This is a genomic window from Pelorhabdus rhamnosifermentans, assembly GCF_018835585.1.
Lineage (GTDB): Bacteria > Bacillota > Negativicutes > UMGS1260 > UMGS1260 > Pelorhabdus > Pelorhabdus rhamnosifermentans.
Window position 1 is genome coordinate 86203 of record NZ_JAHGVE010000009.1, and the last position, 19287, is coordinate 105489.

At 42.1% G+C, this 19287-nt stretch carries 16 protein-coding genes; 15 read left to right on the forward strand and 1 reads right to left on the reverse strand.

Translation table 11 applies throughout. The annotated features are described in order from the left end of the window. Window positions 1-19 precede the first annotated feature (19 nt). The 3 genes from Ga0466249_RS12565 to Ga0466249_RS12575 all read left to right on the forward strand — a co-directional run bounded on the left by Ga0466249_RS12565 (window position 20) and on the right by Ga0466249_RS12575 (window position 5341). Window positions 20-1201 (forward strand): CaiB/BaiF CoA transferase family protein, encoded by a 1182-nt coding sequence (locus Ga0466249_RS12565; protein ID WP_215829814.1) that lies wholly within the window; start codon window positions 20-22, stop codon window positions 1199-1201. 292 nt (window positions 1202-1493) lie between these two features. Further along, a complete protein-coding gene (locus tag Ga0466249_RS12570; protein WP_215829815.1) occupies window positions 1494-2813 on the forward strand; it encodes a CitMHS family transporter in 1320 nt (439 codons plus the stop codon). Between the two features lie 554 nt (window positions 2814-3367). After that, window positions 3368-5341 carry a methyl-accepting chemotaxis protein gene (locus Ga0466249_RS12575; RefSeq protein ID WP_215829816.1) on the forward strand — a complete coding sequence of 658 codons (1974 nt, stop codon included), beginning with the start codon at window positions 3368-3370 and terminating at the stop codon, window positions 5339-5341. Window positions 5342-5398: 57 nt separating this feature from the next. On the opposite strand, the gene rpsT is transcribed toward Ga0466249_RS12575, so the two are convergent. Continuing rightward, on the reverse strand, window positions 5399-5665 hold the full coding sequence (gene rpsT / locus Ga0466249_RS12580) for a 30S ribosomal protein S20 (RefSeq protein WP_215829817.1): 267 nt from the start codon (window positions 5663-5665) through the stop codon (window positions 5399-5401). A gap of 160 nt (window positions 5666-5825) precedes the next feature. Here rpsT and gpr point away from each other — a divergent pair, with 160 nt between their 5' ends. From gpr to mtaB, 12 genes are all read left to right on the forward strand, one after another. Beyond that, entirely contained in the window at window positions 5826-6797 is a 972-nt protein-coding gene (gene gpr / locus Ga0466249_RS12585; RefSeq protein ID WP_215829818.1) for a GPR endopeptidase, read from the forward strand. Window positions 6798-6860: 63 nt separating this feature from the next. Next, on the forward strand, window positions 6861-7937 hold the full coding sequence (gene spoIIP / locus Ga0466249_RS12590; RefSeq protein WP_246588679.1) for a stage II sporulation protein P: 1077 nt from the start codon (window positions 6861-6863) through the stop codon (window positions 7935-7937). A 26-nt stretch (window positions 7938-7963) separates the two neighbouring features. After that, a complete protein-coding gene (locus Ga0466249_RS12595; RefSeq protein WP_215829819.1) occupies window positions 7964-8413 on the forward strand; it encodes a hypothetical protein in 450 nt (149 codons plus the stop codon). Window positions 8414-8487: 74 nt separating this feature from the next. Continuing rightward, window positions 8488-10284 (forward strand): translation elongation factor 4, encoded by a 1797-nt coding sequence (gene lepA, locus Ga0466249_RS12600; protein WP_215829820.1) that lies wholly within the window; start codon window positions 8488-8490, stop codon window positions 10282-10284. Window positions 10285-10289: 5 nt separating this feature from the next. Beyond that, the gene (gene hemW, locus Ga0466249_RS12605) at window positions 10290-11426 is read left to right on the forward strand and encodes a radical SAM family heme chaperone HemW (RefSeq protein ID WP_312889766.1); all 1137 of its coding nucleotides are present in this window, start codon (window positions 10290-10292) and stop codon (window positions 11424-11426) included. Between the two features lie 101 nt (window positions 11427-11527). Then, window positions 11528-12559: a heat-inducible transcriptional repressor HrcA gene (gene hrcA / locus Ga0466249_RS12610; protein WP_215829822.1), complete on the forward strand. Its 1032-nt coding sequence runs from the start codon at window positions 11528-11530 to the stop codon at window positions 12557-12559. Window positions 12560-12603: 44 nt separating this feature from the next. Continuing rightward, complete coding sequence (grpE, locus tag Ga0466249_RS12615) at window positions 12604-13191, forward strand: nucleotide exchange factor GrpE (protein ID WP_246588680.1); 588 nt, start codon at window positions 12604-12606, stop codon at window positions 13189-13191. A 62-nt stretch (window positions 13192-13253) separates the two neighbouring features. Beyond that, complete coding sequence (gene dnaK / locus Ga0466249_RS12620) at window positions 13254-15092, forward strand: molecular chaperone DnaK (protein ID WP_215829823.1); 1839 nt, start codon at window positions 13254-13256, stop codon at window positions 15090-15092. A gap of 11 nt (window positions 15093-15103) precedes the next feature. Beyond that, the gene (gene dnaJ / locus Ga0466249_RS12625) at window positions 15104-16252 is read left to right on the forward strand and encodes a molecular chaperone DnaJ (protein ID WP_215829824.1); all 1149 of its coding nucleotides are present in this window, start codon (window positions 15104-15106) and stop codon (window positions 16250-16252) included. 23 nt (window positions 16253-16275) lie between these two features. Beyond that, on the forward strand, window positions 16276-17211 hold the full coding sequence (prmA, locus tag Ga0466249_RS12630; protein ID WP_215829825.1) for a 50S ribosomal protein L11 methyltransferase: 936 nt from the start codon (window positions 16276-16278) through the stop codon (window positions 17209-17211). Beyond that, a complete protein-coding gene (locus Ga0466249_RS12635; RefSeq protein ID WP_215829826.1) occupies window positions 17212-17958 on the forward strand; it encodes a 16S rRNA (uracil(1498)-N(3))-methyltransferase in 747 nt (248 codons plus the stop codon). Then, window positions 17946-19247: a tRNA (N(6)-L-threonylcarbamoyladenosine(37)-C(2))-methylthiotransferase MtaB gene (gene mtaB / locus Ga0466249_RS12640; RefSeq protein ID WP_215829827.1), complete on the forward strand. Its 1302-nt coding sequence runs from the start codon at window positions 17946-17948 to the stop codon at window positions 19245-19247. Before Ga0466249_RS12635 ends, mtaB begins: the two co-directional genes overlap by 13 nt. Window positions 19248-19287 lie beyond the last annotated feature (40 nt).

A 19287-nucleotide genomic window follows, 5' to 3' on the forward strand; every position in this document is an offset into this window, starting at 1 on the left:
TCAAAGGAGATTGTTGAATATGGCAAAACCACTTAGTGGTATTCGTGTAATTGATTTAACACGTGTTTTGTCTGGGCCCTATTGTACGATGCTGATGGCGGATATGGGAGCTGAAGTGATTAAGATCGAGCAGCCTGACAAGGGGGACGACAGCAGAAGCTATCCTCCGTTTGAAAGAGGAATCAGTGCTTATTATGCCAATCTCAATAGAAATAAAAAAAGTGTTGCATTGAACTTAAAAGATGATGAGGCTAAGAAAGTCCTTTTTGATATGATTAAAGTTTCTGATGTAATAGTAGAAAATTTTAAACCGGGCACGATGGATAAACTGGGGTTGTCTTATGGCGAAGTCAAGGCAATCAATCCAAAGATTGTATATGCTTCTATATCTGGTTTTGGTCAAACAGGACCTTATAAAAAACTTCCCGGTTATGATGTTATTGCACAAGCAATGAGTGGAATGATGAGCGTTACAGGATGGCCGGATTCGGCACCGACAAGAACGGGAACGGCTATCGGTGATATTCTGGCTGGACTCAATTGCTGCATCGGCATTTTAGCTGCGCTTCAAGGCAGAACAGGCAATCAGCATGGCGATAGAATTGATATCGGACTGGTAGATTGCTCGGTTAGTGCGATGGAAACGATTAACGAAATATATATGGTGGAAAATAGAATGCCTCAGCGTATCGGAAATCGATATGAATTTATTTATCCTTATGATTCTTTTCAGGCTAGTGATGGCTGGGTTGTTATTGCAGTTGGCAATGATTCGATTTGGAAAAGATTCTGTGAAGCTATTGAACGGCTAGATCTGCTCGAAGTAGAAAAGTATAAGCTTAATAAAGATCGAGTCAAAGCACATGAGGAATTAACTAAACTTGTTACTTTATGGACAAGGAAACATAAAATTAAGGAAATTATCCAATTGCTTCAAGCGCATAGTATCCCTTGTGCTCCTATTAATACGATTGCTGATGTTGTGGAAGATGAACATATTGCCAAGGCAAGAGAGATGATCTGTGAAGTGGACCATCCCGTTGAGGGCAAGATGAAAATAACAGGTTGTCCCATAAAATTTACCGAATCGGATCATGTACAGTATGACAAGGCACCAACACTTGGAAGAGATACGAAAGAAGTTTTGGAAAAGTTATTAAAAATGTCTTCTAATAAAATTGATTATTTTATTTCTAAATAGCAGACGAAGATCATAAGTAATTTCTATTGTTTTGCTATATAAGTGTAATTATATCAATGATAACAATCTGTTTTGGGTTAATATATGGCAGGCAATTGACATAGTTGCCTTATATAGCAATTTTATTTCGCAAAAATTATACTTAACAAGTAAATGGTGACTTAAGGTATGCTGAAAAAAGTCGGACTATTCGCTGTTGATATTCTATTCATTTAATTTTAAATTAATTCTCAGTCAAGAAGGAGAAATCCGGAGTTAATTAAGGAAATTTATAGATAAAGGAGATTAATTTATGATAGCATTACTTGGATTTGTGACTGTTTGTACTGCCGTTATATTAATCACAAAGAATAAAATGCAGCCGGTGCCTGCACTGATTCTTATCCCGGTAATTACCTGTATTGCCGGCGGGTTTGGACCGCAATTAAGCAAATTTATCGTTAAAGGTATTTTAGAAGTAGCACCTATGGGAACAATGTTTATTTTTGCAACATTGTTTTTCGGCATTATTATTGATGCAGGAACGGTAGATCCAATCATAAAAAAAATCTTTAAGATCGTTGGTAGAGATCCAGTAAAAATAGTGTTAGCAACAGGCATTTTAGCCATGATGGTTCATCTCGACGGAAACGGCGCTGTTACCTTTTTGATTACGGTTCCCGCCATGCTGCCGCTGTATGATGCAGTCGGCATGAGGCGGACAACTTTGGCTACGGTTATTGCGTTAAGTGCCGGCTTGATGAATACAGAACCTTGGGCAGGCACTGCACAAAGATGTATGGTTGCCTTAAAATTGACTACCGATCAATTGTGGGTGCCACTCATTATTCCTTTCGTGGTCGGTGCTATCTCGATCTTGCTCATTGATTATAAATTGGCTCTGGATGAGAAGAAACGGCTTGCTAGTCTTCCCAACTATCAAGCTCATTTAGAATCCGCAGCAACAACCGAACTGATCTATGAGGTGAGTGAAGAAAAACAAAAGACTGCTCGGCCTAAGTGCTTTTGGTTCAATGTAATTCTCGTGTTATCCCTAATCGGCGTTTTAGTATCTGGAAAAATTTCTCCGGTCGTTGCGTTTATGGTTGCTTTGACCCTGGTTTTGATGGTCAATTATCCGGACGTAAATGAGCAAAAAGAACGGATGAACGCTCACGCCAAGAATGCATTGTTAATGTCCGGTATCGTATTCGCAACAGGTGCATTGGTTGGTGTTATGTCCGGGACGGGAATGATTCCTGCGATGGCACAGGTACTTGTCAACATTATTCCAAATGAGTTCAGCAGGTATCTGGCGGTGTTCGTAGGTATTATCAGCATGCCTTTAAGCTTGTTGTTTGATCCGTCTTCATTCTATTTCGGCGTGCTTCCCGTCATTGCCGAAGCGGGAAAAAGCTTTGGTATACCAGCGGCCGAAATTGCAAGAGCTGCTTTTTTAGGACAGATGAATATGGGTTTTCCCATCAGTCCACTCACCGGTGGAACCTTCTTGTTAGTAGCTCTTGCGGGAGTTGGTCTCGGTGAACATCAGTTAAAAACATTTCCGTATGCCTTCCTGGTAACGATTATTATGCTTGTGGTCAGTATTGCAATTGGCGCTATATCAATATAAGATAACGGTGCTATACTACTGTTCACTGCGAATTCAAAACTTCACCGATTGCAACTTTCATGACTAGATAATTACAGGCATAATCATTGTGGAGTGCGATTCTTCCTGTTTGGCGGCGGTCAAGGCATAGCTATAATCGTAGAAAGAATATAACAGTAAGACAATGGGAAAGTTCTGTGTAGGTATGGCTACGGCAATATTGCTAAAGCACGATGAATATAAGGTAATGCTAAAGCAATGATTGTGATAAAGCGTTATAGCTAAGACAATTTATAAGACTTGTAGATATATTGTAGAAGCCCTTATAAATAATCATGTAATAAATAGTACTAGCCAATTTAGCTAGTACTATTAAGTATGTAACGAGCAGAAGGTTAAGAATATTGCCGTCAAGTGTAACAGGTGGAAGTCGTATTGCCATGGTGTTGTTAGCTAAAATAGAAGAATTAAAGTGAAATATATAGATTAACATTACTAAGGAAATTGGAAATTTTACGGAAAGTATAAAAGTGTTTGTAAAATGGTTTTAATAGTAAATGGTGGGGGGGTTGGTTATGAAAAGTATTCAAACAAAACTTACTCTAATGGTTTTGTCTATTGTTGTTGCTTCAATGTGCACGTTGGGAGGATTAAATTACTGGAGAGCAGAGAGCATAGTTAGTGATAATATCACCACTGGAATGAAAGCTTCTGCTGAAAGTAATGCGAAGGATATAAGTAACTGGTTGGAAACGCGCAAATCGGAACTGACTTTGTTAGCTGCTTTGCCTGCAATAGAAAGCGGTGTACTAGAGGATATTACTCCTATATTACAAAACCTAGCAAAGGAAAATAATGATTATCTGCTCATAAGTTATGTGGATCCACAAGGAATTGCATTTACATCGCAAGGCGCGAAACTTAATGTTGCAGAGCGTGATTATTTTCAGCAGGCAATTAGCGGCAAACCTTTTATTTCAGATCCCATGATAGGTAAATCAACTGGGCGGCCGTTGACAGTCATAGCAATACCAGTCAAGAAAGACAATCAAGTAACGGGGGTGGTTTATGGAGCTATCGATATGGGGACGATAGAAAAAAATGTATTGAATATCAAAATAGGGCAGACCGGTTATGCCTTTATTGTGCAGGGGGACGGTCTTAGAATTATTCATCCTGATAAAGAACAGGCGATGAAGTTCAATCCCTTGGCGGATACAGGCATTTCATCTGAAGAGAAGAACTTGAATGAACGCATGATTAAAGGGGAAGTGGGAATTTCTCGTTCTGTGGGCAAGGGGAATGATAAATTTGTCGCATATGCACCTATAGGCGGTGTCAATTGGTCGATAGTACTGGAAGTGCCTGTAGCAGAGATGACAGGAGTACTGTCATCTCTTACAACCATCTCATTTATAACTATTATCGCGGTGTTAATTGTATCCGGCTTATTTGTTATTTGGCTGGCGCGTCGTATTGCTAAACCTATCCAAAAATTGGAACTGGTAGCTAACCGGATCGCTGATGGTGATATTTCAGAGACTAAAGTACATATTACATCGAATGATGAGATTGGGCGACTGGGACAGAGCTTTGAGCAGATGGCACAAAATCTGCAAAGTATTATTCGGAAAATTCTCGGGGCTACCGAACAAGTGGCGGCTGCATCACAAGAATTAACCGCCAGTTCGGAGCAATCGTCTCAAGCGGCCAATCAAATTGCCACTTCAATTACTAATGTGGCTACAGGAACTAACGAGCAGATGGATGCCGCAAATGATACGACGAGGGTTGTAGAACAGATGTCGGCCAGTATTCAACAAATTGCCGCTAATGCTAATCAAGTAGCTGAACAGTCGGCCCAGGCAGCAGGAAAAGCGAAAAATGGCGACAGAGCAGTGGAGAAAGCGGTAACTCAGATGATAAAAATCGAGGAAACAGTCACTGATTCTGCTCAGGTTGTAACGAAATTGGGCGAACGCTCGAAAGAAATAGGACAAATTGTCGATACTATCTCTGGCATTGCTGGGCAAACCAATCTTTTGGCTTTAAATGCAGCTATTGAAGCTGCACGGGCGGGAGAACAAGGTAGAGGTTTTGCGGTAGTTGCCGAAGAAGTGCGCAAACTTGCTGAACAGTCTCAAGAAGCGGCTAAAAAAATCGCCGAACTTATCGGAGAAATTCAGGGAGATACTGGCCATGCTGTGATAGCGATGAACGACGGCACGCGAGAAGTAAAGCTAGGTGCTGAGGTTGTCAATATTGCCGGGGCCACCTTCCGGGAAATTGCTAATCTAGTGGCAGAAGTGTCAAGTCAGGTTAGGGAAATTTCTGCAGCTATACAGCAAATGGCTTCCGGTAGTCAACGCATTGTGGATTCGGTAAAAAAGATTGACAATCTAGGCAAAAAGTCAGCAAGCGAATCGCAAGGAGTTTCGGCAGCTGCGGAAGAACAGTTGGCTTCCATGGAGGAAATTGCATCTTCTAGCCAAGCGCTGGCCAAGTTGGCCCAAGATTTACAATCCGAGGTAAATGAATTTCGAATATAATGGATGGCAAACAAAAAAACACTTTACGCTTTGCGTAGAGTGTTTTTAGGTCTGTCTTTATTCCGTTATAGCATTAACTTTACGAGCCAGGCGGGACTTTTTACGAGCCGCGGCATTTTTATGAATAACGCCTTTGGCGACAGCTTTATCAATCGCGCTGGTAGCTTTAGTCAGGAGGGATTTTGCTTCTTCTGCTTTACCGCTTTCAATGGTTTCAAGGGTTTTGCGAGCTACCGTTTTAATGGCCGATTTTACTGAAGCATTGGCGACACGACGCTCAGCATCTGTTTTCATGCTGCGTACGGAAGATATAATTTGTGGCAAGTGATTCACCTCCTTATAATCTTGTTACCTAAAATATTTTAGCATGAGTATATAAAAAATGCAAGAGACAATTCCCAAAGTTTAGCGTAATTATCTCTGCTGTTGCGGCATAACTGTGGCTCAGGTGGGTAATGATAAAAATAAAAATGGAGTGATGGCCATGGAGTTCTTAAAACCGTTGCAAACTGATTTAGCTGTTGAAGCGAGGGAAAATATTGTCGAACAGACAAGCGCTCCCATTAGTGGCTTACATGTTGAAAATGACGAAAACGACGAAGATGTTACGATTACGAGAGTTACTATTGATTCAGACCAGGCACAGCAGATGGTCGGTAAACCTAAAGGAATTTATGTGACGGTGGAGGCGCCTGGTTTGCGTTATAAAAATACGCCATTATCAGCGAAGGTGATGAATTATGTCGCGCAAGAACTGGCTAAATTACTCCATGTATCAAGTGATGCGACGATTCTTATTGTTGGCTTAGGTAATTGGAATGTTACACCTGATGCGCTTGGGCCACGGACAATTGATAAAATTGTTGTGACGCGTCATCTTGATGACCTGTTATCACCTGAACTGAAAGGTGGGGTTCGGCGGGTTTGCGCTTTGGCACCAGGCGTTTTGGGACTTACAGGCATGGAAACGGCTGAAATTATTAAGGGGGTTGTAGCAGAAGTAAAGCCTCAGACAGTTATTGCAATTGATGCCCTTGCTGCAGCGTCAAGCAGTCGTGTTGTGACAACAATACAGCTCAGTACTACAGGGATACATCCTGGCTCAGGTGTGGGTAATAAAAGGTTTGGTCTGACGGAAGATTCTTTGGGTGTGCCTGTCATTGCCATTGGTGTTCCAACGGTTGTTCATGCTTCAACTATTGCAATGGATACGATTCATATTTTGCAGGAGCATGCCGCGTTTGCCCGCTACTTTAAAAGTCTAGAGACTTTATCTGACCAAGATCAACAGAAAGTGATTCGTCAGGTTTTACCTGATATCCTAGGGGATATGATGGTAACTCCAAAAGAAGTAGACCGGATGATTGATGACATTGCCGTTGTTGTTGCTGGGGGCATTAATCAGGCTTTACACCCCAATATTGATTATGAAAACATTCACATGTATCTCCATTAAGTAATAGGTTGCCTCCCTTGTGCATATAGATTGTATGTAAACAAAAGTGGGGGGGCCTATTTGTTGAGAAGCCAAATAAGACGGAGAAAACGTAAACCGGATATTTTTTATATTGGCTGTATCGTCATCGTTGTTCTTGCCTTCCTGTCAGGATGCGCTTATTTGTTTTGGACGAATGGCGATTCTTTAGAAGCCGTACCGGCTACTGCTGCACCTGGTGCGGGGAGTCATTCTGCCGGGGTTTTGAGCTGGCCTAAATGGAAAAATATTATGGGGCAAGGAGTGCCGGGACTCCTTGCTGTAACGCAGGAGAAGCCTTCTGTAAAAGTAACAGCAAAATTTTCTGTCGGACAAGTAGTACGTAGCGCTGTCCTGGGTTTGACTGGTGTCGATATGAAAGATATGCGTTCACTTCTTCAGGGCGAAATCCCTTTATTACTTGGTTTAAAAGGAGCAGGGCAGACTGTAAGTGCCATGGGTATGCCTGACTTTCCTAAATTTGATTTTCATATGCCTTCAAGTACCGGTACTCCACTTGTAGGCATTTATCATACGCATACGGCGGAGTCCTTTATTCCTACTTCGGGTCGCTCACACAGTCCGGGTGGGCAATTAGGCGATATTGTTAAGGTAGGCGATGATCTTGCCAAACATTTAGAACAGCAAGGCATTGGCGTGATTCATAGTGAAAATATTCATGACTATCCATCATTTATGAAGGCGTACAATTTGTCGGAAGTGACAGTGAAAAAAATGCTGAGTGACAATCCGTCACTCCAGATGCTGTTTGATATTCACCGCGATGCTGAAAAAAAAGAAAATGTTACAGCTACAGTCAATGGTTTGCAAGTCGCCCGGATTTTAATTGTCGTAGCCGTGGGACAACCTGATCTTGTTCAGCCTCATTGGCAGCAAAATCATGCCTTTGCCAAATTGATTGAAGCAAAACTGAATGAACGTTATCCAGGGGTGAGTCGTGGCATTCAAATGGTTGATTGGCGTTATAATCAGCATTTGCATCCGCGGGCATTGTTGCTTGAAGTGGGCTGTCAGGAAAGTTCGTTAGAAGAAGCCAATCGTAGTATTGAGATGCTTGGTGATGTATTAGTGGATATTATCCATGAAAATAAAGAACAATAAAGACCCCTATTGAAAGGCGGAATGGGATGGATGAATTTTGTGATTTGAAAATGATTGGGCGTGGACTTTTCCTCTTGATAGTAATGACCGTTTTTGGTGTTATGGCGGCTGAGCAGCAAATGAATCATCTCACAGAGCGCACAAATTTCGTACAGTCATTTAATGTCGTTTACAGTCAGGATGGCACGTACCTGGCCTATTTGTTTGGTGATTCCTATCGTATAGAAGAATGCTATCAAGTAGGGGCTCTTTCTAATAGTGAACGAGCGGTGTATTTGACGCTGGGTTCCAAAGTTATGATGATTCCGTTTATCTACTCTTTTTCTGCGCAGTCCTATTTTGATGAATTATATCAAGTCAGCCACGGATTGAGGCCCAAATTCTATGAAATGAAAGGCCAGTTAAAACATAGCAGTCAAACTTTACAGACTTTTTGGCAAAACTTTGGCAGACAAAGAAGGTACCCCTTGCAGTGAAAAGCTGCAAGATGATATAATTTATTGAGTAATTTATCTGTTAGCGCATGTAGGCTGCAGAGAGGAGGACGGGTGTGGACATTTCCAAGATCCGCAATTTTTCGATTATCGCTCATATTGATCATGGCAAGTCGACCCTGGCTGATCGCTTGCTAGAATATACAGGTGCCTTGTCGGCACGTGAAATGGAAAGCCAAGTACTCGATCAGATGGATTTGGAACGGGAACGAGGCATTACCATTAAAGCTCAGGCCGTGCGATTATCTTATCAGGCGAAAGATGGACAAACTTATTTGCTTAATTTAATTGATACACCAGGTCATGTGGATTTTACTTATGAAGTATCACGCAGCTTAGCGGCCTGTGAAGGGGCTCTTTTAGTTGTCGATGCCGCGCAGGGGATTGAGGCTCAGACACTCGCTAATGTCTATTTGGCTTTAGAACACGATCTGGAGATCGTGCCTGTTATTAATAAAATTGATTTGCCTAATGCCGATCCTGACAAGGTAAAGCAGGAAATTGAAGATGTGATTGGTCTGGATGCATCTGACGCGATTTTGACAAGTGCCAAATCGGGGATTGGTATTGAAGATGTTCTTGAGGCCGTTGTGGCTAGAATTCCCGCTCCGAAAGGGGAGGCGGATAAGCCCTTAAGAGCACTTGTTTTTGATTCGCATTTTGATGCTTATAAAGGCGTTATTGTTAATGTCCGCGTGTTCGACGGAACGATTCGGGCGGGTATGAAAATTCGCATGATGGCCACAGGAAAAGTATTGGAAGTGACGGAAGTCGGGATTTTTAAACCCTATATGGCGCAGGTGACAGAACTACTTCCAGGTCATGTCGGTTTTGTGGCTGCAGCGATTAAAAATGTGAAAGATGCCAGAGTCGGTGATACCATGACAGGCGAAGAATATCCGGCTGACCAGGCGCTTAAAGGCTATCGGACCATTACACCGATGGTGTATTGTGGCTTGTATCCGACGGAAAGTACGCAGTATGATGCGCTGCGCGATGCTCTGGAAAAATTACAGCTCAATGATGCGGCCCTGGTTTTTGAACCGGAAACATCCATTGCCTTAGGATTTGGTTTTCGCTGTGGTTTTTTAGGATTACTTCATATGGATGTTATTCAGGAACGCGTTGAGCGGGAGTATAATATTACGCTTATTACGACGGCACCGAGCGTGATTTATCATGTTCACCAGACAGATGGTGAAATGGTCACAGTGGATAACCCGGCACTGTTGCCGCCAGCAACAAAAATTGATTATATTGAAGAGCCCTATGTGCTTGCTAAGGTCATGGTCCCCAATGATTTTGTGGGTGCCGTCATGGAGCTTTCGCAGGATAAACGGGGCGAATTTAAAGATATGAAATATTTAGATGAAAATCGCGTCATTATTTCTTATCATTTGCCCTTAAGTGAAATTATTTATGACTATTTTGACAAATTGAAATCATCGACACGCGGATATGCCTCACTTGATTATGAATTGTCAGGCTATAAGTCCTCTAAGTTAGTGAAACTGGATATTTTACTGAATGGCGATCCTGTAGATGCCTTAAGTGTGATTGTTCACCTTGATAAGTCTACATCAAGGGGACGGCAGTTAGTCGAAAAGTTGCGTGGCATTATTCCGCGGCAAATGTTTGAAATTCCTATTCAGGCTACGATTGGCAATAAAGTCATTGCCAGGGAAACAGTTAGGGCTATGCGGAAAGATGTGCTTGCCAAATGTTATGGCGGTGATATTACGCGTAAACGTAAATTGCTTGAAAAACAAAAAGAAGGTAAAAAGCGCATGAAACAAGTTGGTAATGTTGAGGTACCCCAGGAAGCTTTTATGGCAATTTTAAAAATGGACTGATGACAGTGAAAAAATTAGGCCTTTATGTGCATATTCCCTTTTGTCAGCAGAAATGTTTTTATTGTGACTTTCCGTCTTTTGCCGGACAGGAAGCTTTTTATGCAAGCTACACTCGCGCCTTGGTTCGAGAAATTGTCGACCAAGGCGCTTGCCATTCGGCTGAGACAGTAGATACCCTCTTTATTGGTGGCGGAACACCTACGGTGTTGCCGCTACCTCTCCTTGCTGAGATTTGCCAGGTTATTTGCCAGTCTTTTCAGGTTGCTGATGATGCTGAGTGGACCATCGAGGCTAATCCAGGCACAGTGGATGCTGAAGAACTTTACCAATTGCGAAAACTGGGTATTAATCGACTGAGTTTTGGTGTCCAGTCTTTTGATGAGGGACTGCTTCGTCGCTTAGGGCGTATTCATACGGTCCAAACGGCGATATGCTCAGTAGAACAGGCTCAAGCGGCGGGATTTTCCAATCTGAGTATTGATTTAATGACAGGACTTCCCGGTCAAACGTTAGAGCAACTTCAACACACTCTTGAGGAGGCAGCAAAGTTACCGCTCCGTCATCTCTCTGTTTATGCCCTCAAGGTAGAAGAAGGAACGGCTTTTGCTGTAGACGAGCAGGCAGGACACTTACATTTGCCTGACGAAGCGCTCGACGCTGCTATGGATGATTTTGTTGTAAGTTTTTTATCGAAGCAGGGTTTTTCCCGTTATGAGATATCGAACTATGCCCAGAAAGGTTTTGCCTGTCGGCACAATTTAAAATATTGGCATTATCAGCCTTATGTTGGTTTAGGTGCTGCCGCCCATTCCTTTTTAAATGGGCGGCGTCAGGCCAATACTCCTGATATTGCCGCCTATATTGCGGCAATGACAAAGGGCCAATCAGCTGTAATATTTAGTGAAACCTTAGGTGGAGCTGAGGCAAGAGGCGAAATGATATTTTTAGCTCTCAGGACGACAGCGGGCTTATTATTTCATGATTATGCCAAACAATTTAACCGGAACTTTTTACAAGATTATGAAAATATTCTGGTAAATCTTCGGCAGCAAGGATTGATTTGCCAAAATAAACAAGGTATTTCTCTAACGAATCTTGGAATGAAATTTGGTAATGTTGTTTTTCGCACATTTTTACCATAAAGTTTGCGTCTTGTTCTTGACAGAGCTACAAATGAGTGGTATTTTTTTATTAGATGTTAGCACTCTATGAATGAGAGTGCTAACAAAAGGAGGCGGAGTCGATGCTTGATGAAAGAAAACGCCGAGTTCTTCAGGCTATTATTAACGATTATATTTCGACTGCCGAACCGATTGGCTCTAGAACTATTGCCCGCAAATACAATTTAGGAGTCAGTCCTGCTACCATTCGTAATGAAATGTCTGATTTGGAGATGCTGGGCTATTTAGAGCAACCTCATACTTCTTCTGGACGTATTCCATCTGCTAAGGGATACCGATTCTATGTGGACTGTTTGTTGGCACCTCACAGTATCTCAGACAAGGAAGCTTGTTTAATTCAGCAGTGGTATGAAGCCAAGGTTAGGCGTATTGATGAGTTATTTCAAGAGACGGCCAAGGTATTGTCGAAAATAACGAATAATATTTCTCTTGTCATGGCACCGCAAGCTTCAGAGTCTAAGTTTAAATATTTGCAGTTTCTACCTCTTGATGATCATCGGGTCATTGCCGTTGTTGTGACAAATCAGGGATTGATGGAAAATAAAGTAATTGACATTCCCGAAGGTACAACGTATGATGATTTGCAGCATATTGCGGTGCGTGTCAACAACCGTTTGGCTGGGCTTGATTTTAAACAGATCAAATTTTCTATTATGGATGAAATTAAACAGGATTTACTAGCCGATTCGGCGATCATGCAATATGCTTTTGACACAGTAAATCAAGCCATGAATCAGGATAAAAGCGAAAAAGTCTATCTTGGTGGGACAACACATTTATTGAACCAGCCGGAGTTTCAAGATGTGGATAAAATCAAAAATATTTTGTCCATGCTTGAGGAAGAAAAGCTACTTTGCGATATTTTGCATATGCGTGATAATGACGGCGTCATTGTCACAATCGGTCAAGAAAATAAGTATAGCGGTATCCAGGATTGTAGTGTTGTTCAGGCAACTTACCGTATTGAAGGGCAGGTTGTAGGTACAGTGGCCATTTTAGGACCGACGCGTATGGAATATGGCAAGACGATGGCAATTCTAGAGTTCATGCACACTCATTTGGGTGAACTTATTAAAAAATATCAATTGAAGTGAAGCAGAACAAATAAGTAATGAGAATGATAGCATGAGGTGAAAGTATGGCTGAAAATGAAAAAATGCAAGCTGCCCCTGTCGATGAACAGGACGAGACAGCAGAGTGTGAATCGACAGAAGAAGCGAATCTAGGGGAAGCGCAAGAGAGTAATTCCGATAATCAGCAGTTTCGTGCGAATCTGACGGCACAGATTGAAGAAAAAGATGCGGTAATCAAAGAATTAACGAAGCAATATCAAAGGCTCCAAGCTGATTTCGAGAATTTTCGTCGCCGCAGTCGTCAAGAAAAAGATGAGCTCTCTACGGTAGTAGCCGAAGGAATTGTTCTTGAGATATTGCCTGTTGTGGACAATTTTGAGCGAGCTTTGGCCTCTGATGCTGAGGATATCAGTTCGGTACGCTCGGGTGTAGAACTCATTTTTCGACAAATGAAGGCGTCACTGGAAAAGTTGGGTGTGACGACAATTGAAGCAGTTGGCAAATCTTTTGATCCCAGTGAACACCAAGCTGTGATGCGGGTGGAGGATGCTGAAGCAGAAGATGGCATCATTACTGAAGAACTGCAAAAAGGTTATAAGGTAAAAAACAGAGTGGTTCGACCAAGTATGGTGAAAGTCGTCAATAATAGTTAACTTCAATTTACTTAAATTGAGATACTTATAAAAGTTTTAATCATTAAAGGGGGACATTTATTATGGCAAAAGTTATTGGGATAGACCTTGGTACAACAAATTCTGTTGTAGCAGTAATGGAAGGTGGCGAACCTGTTGTTATTGCAAACACGGAAGGCAGCAGATTAACTCCTTCTGTTGTTGGTTTTTCGAAAACAGGTGAAAGGCTCGTAGGACAACTTGCTAAACGTCAGGCTGTTTCCAACACAGAAAGAACAATTAGTTCCATAAAGCGTCATATGGGTAGTGATTACAAGGTTAAAATTGATGACAAAGATTATTCACCACAAGAAATTTCAGCCATGATTTTGCAAAAATTGAAACAAGATGCTGAAGCTTATTTAGGTGAAAAGGTTACTCAGGCCGTTATTACCGTACCGGCTTATTTTACAGATGCTCAGCGACAGGCAACAAAAGATGCAGGTGTTATTGCCGGTCTTGAAGTGCTCCGAATTATCAATGAACCAACAGCAGCAGCACTTGCTTATGGTATTGATAAAGGTGAAGATCACACGGTTTTAGTATATGACCTTGGCGGCGGTACTTTTGATGTATCCATCTTGGAATTGGGTGATGGTGTGTTTGAAGTAAAAGCAACCAATGGTAATAACCGCTTAGGCGGCGATGATTTTGATGAACGCGTAAGAAATTGGTTAGTAAACGAGTTTAAAAAAGAACAGGGCATTGATTTGTCGAATGACAAGATGGCCAATCAACGTCTGTTAGAAGCAGCTGAAAAAGCTAAGATTGAATTGTCTGGTGTTTTGACGACAAACATTAATTTACCTTTTATTACGGCCGATCAAACAGGTCCGAAACATTTAGACATTAACTTAACGCGCGCCAAATTTGATGAACTAACAGCTGATTTGGTAGAATCAACAATGGGACCCACACATAAGGCTATGCAAGATGCCGGAATGTCGCCCAAAGACATTAATAAAGTCATTTTAGTTGGCGGATCTTCACGGATTCCTGCCGTACAGGAAGCCATTAAAGGCTTTATTGGTAAAGAACTTCATCGCGGTGTTAATCCTGATGAATGTGTAGCTGTCGGTGCTGCCATTCAGGCGGGTGTACTTGTAGGGGAAGTCAAAGATGTGTTGCTTCTTGATGTTACGCCTCTATCCCTTGGTATTGAAACACTTGGTGGCGTTTTCACGAAGATTATTGAACGCAATACAACCATTCCGACATCAAAAAGCCAAACATTTTCGACTGCTGCTGACAGCCAGCCTTCTGTAGACATTCATGTCTTACAAGGTGAACGTGAAATGGCGGCCTCGAATAAAACATTAGGTCGTTTTGAATTATCGGGTATCCCACCGGCTCCACGTGGCGTGCCTAAAATTGAAGTAACATTCGATATTGATGCCAATGGTATTGTGAATGTTTCAGCAAAAGATTTGGGTACAGGCAAGGAACAGAAAATTACGATTACTTCTTCAGGCGGTATTAGTAAGGATGAAATTGATCGGATGGTTAAAGAAGCGGAAGCTCATGCAGCAGAAGATAAACAAAATAAAGAAGGCATTGAAGTAAGAAATAATGCCGATTCTCTTGTTTATCAAGCTGAGAAGGCCATTAAGGATATTGGCGATAAAGCAGATAAGGCTTTAATCGAGAAGGTACAGCAAGCTGCAAATAATCTAAAAGAAACATTGAAGGGTACAGATGTAGAAAAAATTAAAGCTGATACAGAAGCATTGACTAAGCCCTTCTATGAACTTTCGCAAGCCTTGTATAGCCAGGCACAAGCGCAGGGACAGCCTGACGCAGCAGCGGACGGTGCAGCGAAAGATAAAGATGAGACCATCGTAGATGCTGAAGTAGTCGATGACAAAAAGAATGAAAAAGCTTAGGATGGTGCAAGGTGAGTAAACGAGATTATTATGAAGTCTTGGGAGTCTCTAAGTCAGCATCAGATGATGAAATTAAAAAAGCCTATCGTAAATTAGCTAGAAAGTATCATCCTGATGTGAATCGTGACAACCCCAAAGAGGCGGAAACAAAGTTTAAAGAAGCCTCAGAGGCCTATGAAGTCTTGTCAAATGCCGATAAGAAAGCGCAGTATGACCAATATGGTCATGCTGCCTTTGACGGTGCCCAGGGTGGTGCTGGATTTGGTGGATTTGGCGGTGGTTTTGGTGGTGCCAGTGCAGGTGGATTTGGCGATATTTTTGATATGTTTTTTGGGGGACAGGGTTTTGGTGGAAGATCGAATGGTCCGGAAAAAGGATCCGATTTACGCTATGATATGGAGATTACCTTTGAACAGGCTGCTTTTGGTGTAGAAAAGGAAATTGAAATCCCGCGGACGGAGGATTGTCGGGCCTGTCATGGCACGGGTGCAGCACCAGGAACACATGCTGATACCTGTCCAGACTGTAAAGGCACAGGGCAGGTACAGTTTACCCAAAATACCCCCTTTGGCCGTATGATGAATGTCAAAACATGTGATCGTTGTCATGGTGAAGGAAAAATTGTGAAGACGCCTTGCAAAGAGTGTCATGGTCAAGGAAAAGTTAAAGCAAGAAGAAAAATAAAAATTAAAATTCCTGGTGGTGTCGATAACGGTTCCAGGCTTCGCGTGGCTCATGAAGGTGAAGCAGGCATGCGTGGCGGCCCGCAGGGTGATTTATATGTTTATATTTTTGTAAAACCGCATAAACTGTTTGTACGAGAAGGCAATGATGTGATTTGTGAAGTGCCGATTAGTTTCGTTCAGGCTATTTTGGGTGATGAGATTGAAGTTCCTACTTTAGAGGGAAGAGTGAAATTCCGCATTGAAGAGGGGACACAGTCGGGTACTATCTTTAGGCTTCGAAATAAAGGTATACCCCATTTAAGAGGGAATAGTCGCGGTGATCAGCATGTGAAAGTCAAAGTTGTTACACCGAAAAATTTAACAGAGAAGCAACGCGAACTGTTAAAAGAATTTGCCCGTATTAGCGGAGAAGATATTAACCCGGAACAAAAAGGCTTCTTTAAAAAAATGAAGGATGCGTTTGGGGTTTCTTAATTCCATAAAAGGGGCGAGTGCAGATGAAGTGGGCTGAAATCAGTATCCAAACCTCTCATGAGGCCACCGAAGCGGTGGCCAATATTTTTCATGATCTCGGGGCGAGTGGTGTTGTTATTGAAGATCCGGAGTTAATTAATACGTATCGGTTATCAGGTGCTTGGGACTATTGCGATATTCCACTGGAAGAAAATACGGAAGTTGTCATTGTCAAGGCCTATTTGCCTGTTGATGAAGCAATTGATGGTAAATTGCAGTTGTTTGAAGGCAAGGTCAATGATCTTAGTGGACATGATATTGATTGTGGTTGTGGAAAGATTACTTGCCGTGAGATTCAGGATGAAGATTGGGCAACGAGTTGGAAAGAATTTTTTCATCCTGTCAAGGTGGGAGAAAAAATTGTTATTAAACCTACTTGGGAAGATTATGAAGCCGGAGTGGATGATATTGTCATTGAACTTGATCCTGGTATGGCTTTTGGAACAGGAACTCACCACACAACGGCCATGTGCATTCGTCATCTTGAGGATTTGATTGAGCCTGGCATGAAAGTTTTTGATGTCGGTGCGGGTTCTGGTATTTTAAGTATTGTCTGTGCGAAATTAGGCGCGAAACAAGTGCATGCTGTTGATTTGGATGGTGTTGCTGTTCGTGTTGCCAAAGAAAATATTTGCCTCAATCATGTCGAGGATACTGTGACTGTTACTGAAGGCGATTTACTTACAGGTGTTACGGGAGATGCTGATTTGATTGTTGCCAATATTGTCGCCGATATTATTATCAAGGTGATTCCTGATGTGAAGATAAGACTAGGCGCAGGCGGAGCTTTTATTGCCAGTGGTATTATTGCTGAACGGTTAAGTGATGTAACAGCTGTGTTATTTGCTAACCATTTTACTGTTGATAAGGTGAGCGAAGAAGGCGGTTGGGTCGCCGTTGTTGCGCGTAAGGAATGTTAAATGAGACAGTTTTTTGTTCGTGAAATAAAAGACGTTATGGTGCTGACAGGTGATGAAGCTTGGCATGCGGCTAAGGTGCTTCGGCTCAAGGCAGGGAGTAATATCCAAGTGGTTAGTGCTAATGGACAAGCAGCTGAGGCTTGTATTGTCTGTGCTGATCCAACAGAAGTCACAGTGAGACTTCTGTCAGTCATTGAACGTACAAGTGAGCCACCCATTCATATTACGCTTGCTCAAGGCTTGGCGAAGGGCGATAAATTTGATTATGTTGTGCAGAAGGCTGTAGAACTTGGTGTTCACACGATTATTCCCCTTGTTACAGAACATTGTGTTGTTAAATATGATGCGGCTAAGAAACAGCAAAAACAGGCTCGTTGGCAGAAAATTGCTGCTGAAGCAGCCAAACAATGTCATCGTTTAAGTGTTCCTGTTGTGCAGGACATCTTGTCATTTAGCGAGCTATGGATGCAGGAAAGGCCTAATTATACAACGCTGTTTTTTTATGAGCAGGAAGATAAATTGGGTGTGAAACAAATTCTGCAGCAGTCGATGCAGCAGTCTTTTCTCTTGATCGTTGGTCCAGAAGGCGGGTTTAGTAAAAATGAAGTAGCAGGCGCGAGAGAGCGCGGTGCCCATGTTGTGAGTTTGGGACCGCGCATTTTGCGTACGGAGACAGCGGCAACATCGGCTCTGGCCATTGTTATGTATGAATGTGGTGATTTAGGAGGAACACTATGCCAAGAGTAGCTTTTATCACTTTAGGCTGTAAAGTGAACCAATTTGAAACAGAAACAATTGAAGGACTATTTCTTGAGCGCCGCTATGAAATTGTCGGATTTCATGAAATAGCTGATGTTTATGTGATCAATACGTGTTCTGTCACGCACTTAGGTGAAAAAAAATCGCGTCAATATATTCGGCGGGCTAAGCGGCTTAATCCTGTGGCTATAGTGGCTGTAACAGGGTGTTATGCCCAAATTGCTGCTGACGAAGTTGCTGCCATAAAAGGTGTAGATGTCATTGTGGGGACGCAAAATCGTCAGGGCATTGTCGATCTTGTGGAAGCCGCCGTCCAAGAACATAAAAAAATCAATGTTGTAACGAATATTATGGAGGCCAGGGAGTTTGAAGAAATTCCTTTACTTGCCATGCCTGGCAGGCAGCGGGCCTTTTTAAAAATTCAAGAAGGCTGTACGAATTTTTGCAGCTATTGCATTATTCCCTATACACGTGGTCCCTTACGGTCGCGTCCGCTTGCCGGAATTTTAAGCGAAATGGACAAATTCGTTGCTGCCGGGTTTAAAGAAGTTGTTTTAACGGGTATTCATTTGGGTGCCTATGGACGTGATTTATCAGATCATTTGACGTTAGCAGATGTTGTAAAGACGATTACTGAAGTGGAAGGTATCATGCGCATTCGCTTAGGTTCGCTAGAATCCATTGAAGTAACGGGTGAGATGATTCATCTTTTAAAAACTCATCCTAAATTGTGTCGTCATCTTCATTTGCCGCTGCAATCAGGGTGTAATCGTATTCTCAAAGGAATGAATCGCCCGTATACAACAGCTGAATATCGACATTTGATTGAAAATATTGTAAACGAAGTTCCTGATATCGCTATTTCTACGGATTTAATTGTCGGTTTTCCTGGTGAAACAGAGGAACTTTTTCATGAAACGGTGGAATTTGTTCGCGAAATGAAGTTTTCTAAGATGCATATCTTCCCATATTCTAAGCGTGAGGGTACGCCAGCTGCGACTTTTCCTGACCAGGTGCCTGAAGAGGTCAAGAAAGAGCGGGCTCATGTTATGCAAGAACTAGCCAGTGACTTAGCTGCTCAGTATGCTGCTCGATTTATCGGCAAGGTACTTCCTGTACTATTTGAAACTTACGATAAGGGGTATAGTGAGGGGCATACGGAAAATTATTTAAAGGTTTTGGCACCTACACCTGATAATTCATTGATTGGAATGATTATGCCTGTCGTCATCACAGACCTTATGCCTGATGGTGTACAAGGAAAAGTACAAAAATAAATTCTTCTGGCTGATTCTGGCAGGATTCTGGCTATAAAGG